The 6,750-nt window shown below is 66.8% G+C and carries 3 protein-coding genes; all 3 read right to left on the reverse strand.

Annotated elements, in window-relative coordinates; translation table 11 throughout:
• Positions 1 to 112 precede the first annotated feature (112 nt).
• Entirely contained in the window at positions 113 to 2,143 is a 2,031-nt protein-coding gene (locus P3W85_RS25040) for a TonB-dependent receptor family protein (RefSeq protein WP_276266742.1), read from the reverse strand.
• Between the two features lie 178 nt (positions 2,144 to 2,321).
• The gene (locus P3W85_RS25045) at positions 2,322 to 4,505 is read right to left on the reverse strand and encodes a PQQ-dependent dehydrogenase, methanol/ethanol family (protein WP_017228701.1); all 2,184 of its coding nucleotides are present in this window, start codon (positions 4,503 to 4,505) and stop codon (positions 2,322 to 2,324) included.
• A 280-nt stretch (positions 4,506 to 4,785) separates the two neighbouring features.
• Positions 4,786 to 6,273: a phenylacetaldehyde dehydrogenase StyD gene (gene styD, locus P3W85_RS25050; protein ID WP_276266743.1), complete on the reverse strand. Its 1,488-nt coding sequence runs from the start codon at positions 6,271 to 6,273 to the stop codon at positions 4,786 to 4,788.
• Positions 6,274 to 6,750: the final 477 nt, after the last annotated feature.

Below are 6,750 nucleotides of genomic sequence, written 5' to 3' on the forward strand. Positions count from 1 at the left end.
GCAGGGCCAGGCACCGTGACAGTGTAGCCGAGCCAAATCGCGGCGGCGGCCGTGCGGGGTGATTTTGCCGCGAACCGGTGGCGGAACCACCCGCATGCCCGCTGGATGCGTCTCAGATCTCCGCCCTCAGCCCCACAAAAAACCGCCTTCCCGGCGCCGGCTCGAAGTACCGCCCATTGCTTTCATTGACGATCACCGAGCCGATGTAGCGCCGGTCGGCGAGATTGTCGATGCGGCCAAACGCGAACCAGCGCACCTTGCCCACGCGGAAGGCATAGCCGGCACGCAGGTTGAAGCTGGCGTAGCCCGGCGCGGCCTGGGTGTTCAGGTCATCGGCGAAGACCCGCCCTTCCACCCGCATCTCCACCCCCAGCGTCAGCCCGGCCAGCGGCCGGTAAGTCGCCTCGGCGCTCAGGCTATGGCGGGCGGTGCCGGGCAGGCGGTTGCCGGCGGCGACGGTCTGCCCTTGCGCATTGCGGAAGGCGTCGCCAAAGGAAGCATCGAGCCAGGTATAGGCCAGGCCGGTGCCGAACCGCTGCCCCGGGCCGAAGGCGCCGTGCCAGCCCAGTTCCAGCCCGCGCCGGCGCACGCCGCCGACATTCTGGTAGACGCTGCGGCCGTTGTCGTTGGATAGCGGCACGATCTCGTTATGGCTGCCGGCATCGAACAAGGCAGCCTCCAGGCGCTGGCCATTGGCTTGCCACTTGACGCCAAGCTCGCCCTGGCGGCTGCTGGATGGCTGCAGGCCAAGGTTGGTGCCGGTGCCGCCAGGACCGTAGGCCACCTCGGTCAGCGTCGGCGTCTCGAAGCCGCGGCCCAGGTTGGCATAGACATTGAGCGAATCCAGCCCCTGCCAGACCACGCCCAGCACCGGGCTCACGTTGTTGTACGTGGCAGTGCCGCTGTCGTCGGGACTGGCGGCGGTCACGAAATGATCGTCGATGCGCAGCCGGACCTGGCTGGCGCGCACGCCGCCCACCAGGCGCCACGCGGGGTGCCAGGTCCAGTCGAACTGGGCAAAGGCGCCCAGGCTGCGCGCCTTGTCGGTTTCGTCGCGGCGCAGGGCGCCCTGCGTACCGTTCTGGTTGACATAGCCGGTGCGGGCATCGCGCATGGCGTCGGCATCGGCCCCGGCGCTCCACGTCAGCGGCAGCCCGGCCAGCGTGGTGTTGTGGTGCCAGGAGAGCGCACCGCCGCCGTAAGTACGGTCGATATCGACAATGCCGCCCGCCGAGCTCGGCGCGATGCCGCTGAAACCCAGGTACTGGGTCAGCTGGCGGGTACCGCCGTAGATGCGGAATTCGAGGCTGTCCTTTTCGCTCAGCCGCTGCTCCACCAGCACGCCGCCCTGGTTCTGGTCGACGGTCTTGCGGGTATTGAACTGGCTGGCCAGCGCCACCGCCTGGCGCGGGTTGGCGTCGGCCTGCGCCCGCGTCAGGCCGAGCGGGTCCTGCGCCAGCGGCTGGCTGAAACTGTTGAACAGCGCGGTGACCTTGGTGCCAGCCACCGGCTCGGCCACCACCTTGGCATTGAGCTGGCGGCGCCGCGCCGCGCTGTGGTCGCGATAGCCGTCGGTATCGAAGGTCCAGGCGTCCAGTACGGCGCCAATCCTGTCATTGCCGCCGCCCACCGTCACGCCGGCCATCCACTGCCCATCCGAACCAAGGCCGGAGGTGGCGCGCGCCATCGGCGCCTTGGGCGGATCGGGCGTGAAGATCTGCACCACCCCGCCCGAGGCGTTGCCATAGAGCTGGGCAAAGGGCCCGCGCAAGACCTCGATGCGGCTGGCATTGGTGAGATCGGCGGTGGCGGCCTGGCCCTGCCCGTCCGGCATGGTGGCGGGAATGCCGTCGACGAACAGCCGCACGCCGCGCACGCCGAAGGTGGAGCGGCTGCCAAAACCCCGCACCGCGAGCTGCAGGTCTTGCGCGTAGTTCTGGCGCTCGCGCGCCGCCACGCCGGGCACGCCAGTCAGCAACTCGGACAGATTGATCAGGGGACCTGGCGCGGCCAGCGAATCGACGGCAACGCTATCGATCGCGGCTGGCGCGTCGAAGCGCTTTTGCTCGGCCCGGCTGGCGCTCACCACTACGTCGGGGAGCGTTTCCTCGGCCGGTGCAACGCCCGGCCCGGTGGCGAACATGGCGGCCGCCACGTAACACAGCCGGCGGGAAGCCAGTCCGGAACCCCGTCTCCGGCTTCGCGCGCCGCCGTTGATGCCTGCCATACTCCTCCCGTCAGATGATGAATCGATGGATCGATGGATCGATGGGGCCATCGATCGGATGGCTTCCAGCGGTGCCGCCCCCTGGCCCCGCGGCCTACTTGGGCCGGATCGCGTCGGCCGTCCCCTGGATGAAGGCCTTGATCTTCTCGACGTCCTCCATGCTCAGCCTGCCGCTGAAGTCCGGCATGCCCCGTGCCATGGCGGGCCCCTTGAAGATGAACTTGTCCAGGTTCTGGATGTAGGCGGTATTCATATAGCCGAGGTTGGGAATATTGCCGCCGCGGTCCACGCCAGGCACACCGTGGCAGAGCACGCAGTTGCTGACGTAGAGCGCCGTGCCGGCCGCCACGTTGGCCGGGTCGTACTTCACGCCCGACAGCAGTTCGCCCGCGCGGTACTGCACGAAGGCCGGCAGCGGCGCCTTGCCGCCCACCGCGAAAGTGTAGACCGTGCCCGGCCCCTGCCGCTCGGTGGCGCGCTGGGCTTGCCCGTAGACACCGCCCCAGCCGACCGCGACCGACACATACTGCTTGCCGTCGACCATATAGCTCACCGGCGCGGCAATCACGCCGGTGCCGGTGGGCGATTCCCACAGCTTGGCGCCGGTGGTGGCGTTGTAGGCGATGAAGCGGCCATCGGCAGTGCCCTGGAACACCAGGTTGCCGGCCGTGGTCAGCGTGCCGCCATTCCACGGCGAGACCTGCTCCTGGGTCCAGACCGCCTTCTGCTGCACGGGGTCCCAGGCGATCAGGCGGCCAAACGGCTTGCTGGCCGGCGCTTCGACATTGAGGAATTTCGCGGTGTTCCAGCCCACGTTGCCGTGCGGCTGGCCGGGCTGCTTGCCGTTGAAGGTCCAGTTCTTGTCGTCCATCAGGTTCAGCGGCACATGCTGGGCCGGCAGGTAGACCAGGCCGGTCTGCGGATTGAACGACATCGGATGCCAGTTGTGCGCGCCATAGGGGCCGGGGATGGCGTCATACGGCTTGTCGCCGGCGCGCGCTTCCGGCAATTCGATGGGGCGGCCGTTCTGGTCGTAGCCGGTGGCCCAGTTCACATCGACGAAGTTCCTGGCCGAGATGAACTGCCCGTTGGTGCGGTCGATGACGAAAAAGAAACCGTTCTTGGGCGCGTGCAGTATCACCTTGCGCGCCTTGCCGCCGATGTTCAGGTCGGCCAGGATCATGGGCTGGGTGGAGGTGTAGTCCCAGTTGTCGCCGGGGGTTTCCTGGTAGTGCCAGACGTACCTGCCGGTATCCGGGTCGAGCGCGACGATGGAGGCCAGGTACAGGTTATCGCCGCCGGCCGGGCTGCGCTTGCTGCGCGACCAGGGCGAGCCATTGCCCGTGCCCACGTACATCAGGTTGAGTTCCGGGTCGAAGGCCAGCGTATCCCAGGCGGTGCCGCCGCCGCCGGCTTCCCACCATTTGCCGGCCGGGTCCCAGGTCTTGGCCGCCTTGGCCATCGACTCGTCCTCGAACGGCTTGCCGGGATCTCCCGGCACGGTGAACCAGCGCCATTTCTGCTCGCCGCTGTTGGCATCGTAGGCAGTGATATAGCCGCGCACGCCGTACTCGGCGCCGCCATTGCCGATGATGACCTTGCCCTTGAACACGCGCGGCGCGCCGGTGATGGTGTAGGAGTGGCTGCGGTCGATGATGGTGTCTTTTTCCCACAGCTTGCGGCCGGTGCCGGCATCGACCGCGATCAAGCGGCCATCGTAGGAGGCGACGAACACCTTGCCCTGGTAGAGCGCCACGCCGCGATTGACAACGTCGCAGCAGCCCTTGTAGCCGATCGACCTGTCGACCTTGGGGTCGAAGGTCCAGATGCGCTTGCCGGTGCGGGTATCGATGGCATGCACCACGCTCCACGAGGCGCTGACGTACATGATGCCGTTCACCACCAGCGGCGTGGCTTCCACCCCGCGCGTGGATTCCATGTCATAGGACCAGGCCAGCCCGAGGTCCTTCACATTGTCCGCGTTGATCTGCGAGAGCCGGCTGAAGCGGGTTTCCGCGTAGTCCAGGCCATAGCTGGGCCAGTCGGGCGTGTTGGCGGCGTTGGCTTCGATAAAGGCGCCATCCACGCTTCGGGTCACGGCACGGATATGGTCGGCGCTCGCCACCTTGCCGGGCGCCTTGGCCTGGGCGGCCGCCAGCGAGGCCACGGCCAGGCCCACCGCAAAGACGGCCATCGCGCGAGGCAAGCGGCGTTGATTGCCGGCGCGCGGCGCGGCACCCTGGCCGCAGGAGAAAACCCGCTTGGATTGGTGGCTCATTGTGTCTCCTCTTTCTTATTTCTTCTTGCTTCTTTTGCGGGGAACGCCAGGCTGGTTCCGTGCCAGCGTCTGCCCAACGGCACGCCGGCGATGGCCGGCCCGTGCCACGGGATTTGCAAAGCCTAAGAATGGCGCGAGCGCGTGCGTTTTACACACCCGGGATTACCCCGACGATCCTCGGCTTGATATAACAGGACATTGGGTGTCGAGACGCAAGGAAGCCGCCGCGCTGCCAGGCGGCAAGCGCGGCGGATCGATGCGGTTCGCTGCCGTCTTCGCTTTAGTAAGCGATGCAGACCGACTTGATCTCGGTGTAGGCCTCGATGGCCGAGCGGCCATGCTCGCGCCCGACCCCGGAAGCCTTGTAGCCGCCGAACGGCATATTGGGATCGACGATATTGTGCGTATTGACCCAGACCGTGCCGGCATCCAGCCCGTCGACCAGGCGCTGCACCGCGCGCAGGTCGTTGCTCCAGATGCTGGCGCCCAGGCCGTACTCCGAGCGGTTGGCCTCGGCCAGCACGGCCTCGGGATCGTCGAACGGCATGGCCACCACCACCGGCCCGAAGACTTCCTCGCGCACCAGCGTCAGGTCCTTGCATGCCGCATTGGCCACCACCGTGGGCCGGACGAAGTAGCCGGGCCGGTCCAGCGCATCGCCACCCGCCACGATCTCCGCGCCTTCGCTGCGGCCGGTACCGATCAGCCCCATCACCTTGTCGCGATGGCGCGCCGACACCAGCGGCCCCATCTGGCTGGCCGGGTCGAGGCCGGAACCCAGCACCGTGGCGTTCGCCACCTTGCCCAGCCCTTCGACCACCTGGTCGTAGTGCCGGCGCGCCACGTACAGGCGCGAGCCGGCCGTGCAGACCTGGCCCTGGTTGAGGAAGATGGCGCCGGCCGCGCCCTGGATGGCATGCGCCGGATCGCAATCGTCCAGCACGATCACCGGGCTCTTGCCGCCCAGCTCCAGCGAAACGCGGCGGATATCCTGGCCGCAGCGCGCCCCGATCAGGCGGCCCACCTCGGTGGAGCCGGTGAAGGTGATCTTGTTGACACCGGGATGCGCGACCAGCGCCGCGCCGGGCACGCCGTCACCGGTCACCACGTTGAGCACGCCGGCCGGGAAACCCGCCTCCAGCGCCAGTTCGGCCAGCCGCAGCGCGGTCAGCGGCGTTTCCTCGGCGGGCTTGAGCACCACCGTGCAACCGCAGGCCAGCGCCGGCGCGATCTTCCAGACCGCCATCAGCAAGGGGAAATTCCACGGCACGATGGCGCCCACCACGCCCACCGGCGAGCGCCGCGTCATGGCGCTGTAGCGCGTGCCCGGCGGGAACGGCACCGACACGTCCAGCGTGCTGCCTTCGATCTTGGTGGCCCAGCCGGCCATATAGCGCAGCCATTGCGCGCTGCCGCCCACTTCCAACCCTTGCGAGAAGGCCAGCAGCTTGCCGTTGTTCAGGGTTTCAAGACGAGCCAGTTCGTCGCCATGCTGCTCCACCAGGTCGGCCAGCTTGAGCAGCAGGCGCTCGCGCTGGGCCGGCATCATGGCGCGCCACGGGCCGCTGGCAAAGGCGCGTCCGGCAGCAGCGACGGCGGCATCGATATCCGCCGCCGCGCCCGCCGGCACGCGCGCGATCTCCTCGCCGGTAGCGGGATCGAACACGGCGAAGGTCTCGCCGGACGCGGCCTGGCGCCACTCGCCGTCGATCAGCATGGCATTGCGGATGGCCTGGTCCAGGCCGCGGGCTGCTACGGGTGCATTCATCGTTGTCTCCGGTGGGGTTGGGCATCTGGCAACTGCCTTGTCATGGAGAGCGAAGTTAGCATTGCGTCCTTGCCGTGGCTTGTCTGGCCGTGCATAAAGCTTGCCGATGCGTGCAAGGGCGGGAAAGCCCGAAGTTATTCTATAAGTGCCGCATGAAGCACAAAACCAGCAGGTGCGCCAAAATCCAGCGTGTTCTTGCTAACGTCGGATTCCCACAACGTTGATATGCGTTCGGCTTATTCCATCTTTTTTATTCTACGTACTGCCATCCAACCGTTCTGGTTTAATGGCTTTTTTAAAATTAAGTGATGCGGTTTCTTTTTTATTGGAATTTTGTAGGGACCTGATTTAGGGTTGCAGGGCCTAAAGGCGGAGTGGCGTCGGGATCTTGGGCACATGGAGGTGTCACTTTTCTTTACTCGTAAAGAAAAGTAACCAAAAGAAAGCGACCCCTTGCAGGGGGGCTGGCTTATCGGG

Origin of the sequence: Cupriavidus basilensis (assembly GCF_029335485.1) — a bacterium.
Classification (GTDB): domain Bacteria; phylum Pseudomonadota; class Gammaproteobacteria; order Burkholderiales; family Burkholderiaceae; genus Cupriavidus; species Cupriavidus basilensis_E.

What these genes read in the sequence shown, in the direction of transcription:
- P3W85_RS25045 (WP_017228701.1), bottom strand. Translation starts at nt 4,505, where the DNA reads ATGAGCCACCAATCCAAGCGGGTTTTCTCCTGCGGCCAGGGTGCCGCG.
- styD (WP_276266743.1), bottom strand. Translation starts at nt 6,273, where the DNA reads ATGAATGCACCCGTAGCAGCCCGCGGCCTGGACCAGGCCATCCGCAAT.
- P3W85_RS25040 (WP_276266742.1), bottom strand. Translation starts at nt 2,143, where the DNA reads ATGTTCGCCACCGGGCCGGGCGTTGCACCGGCCGAGGAAACGCTCCCC.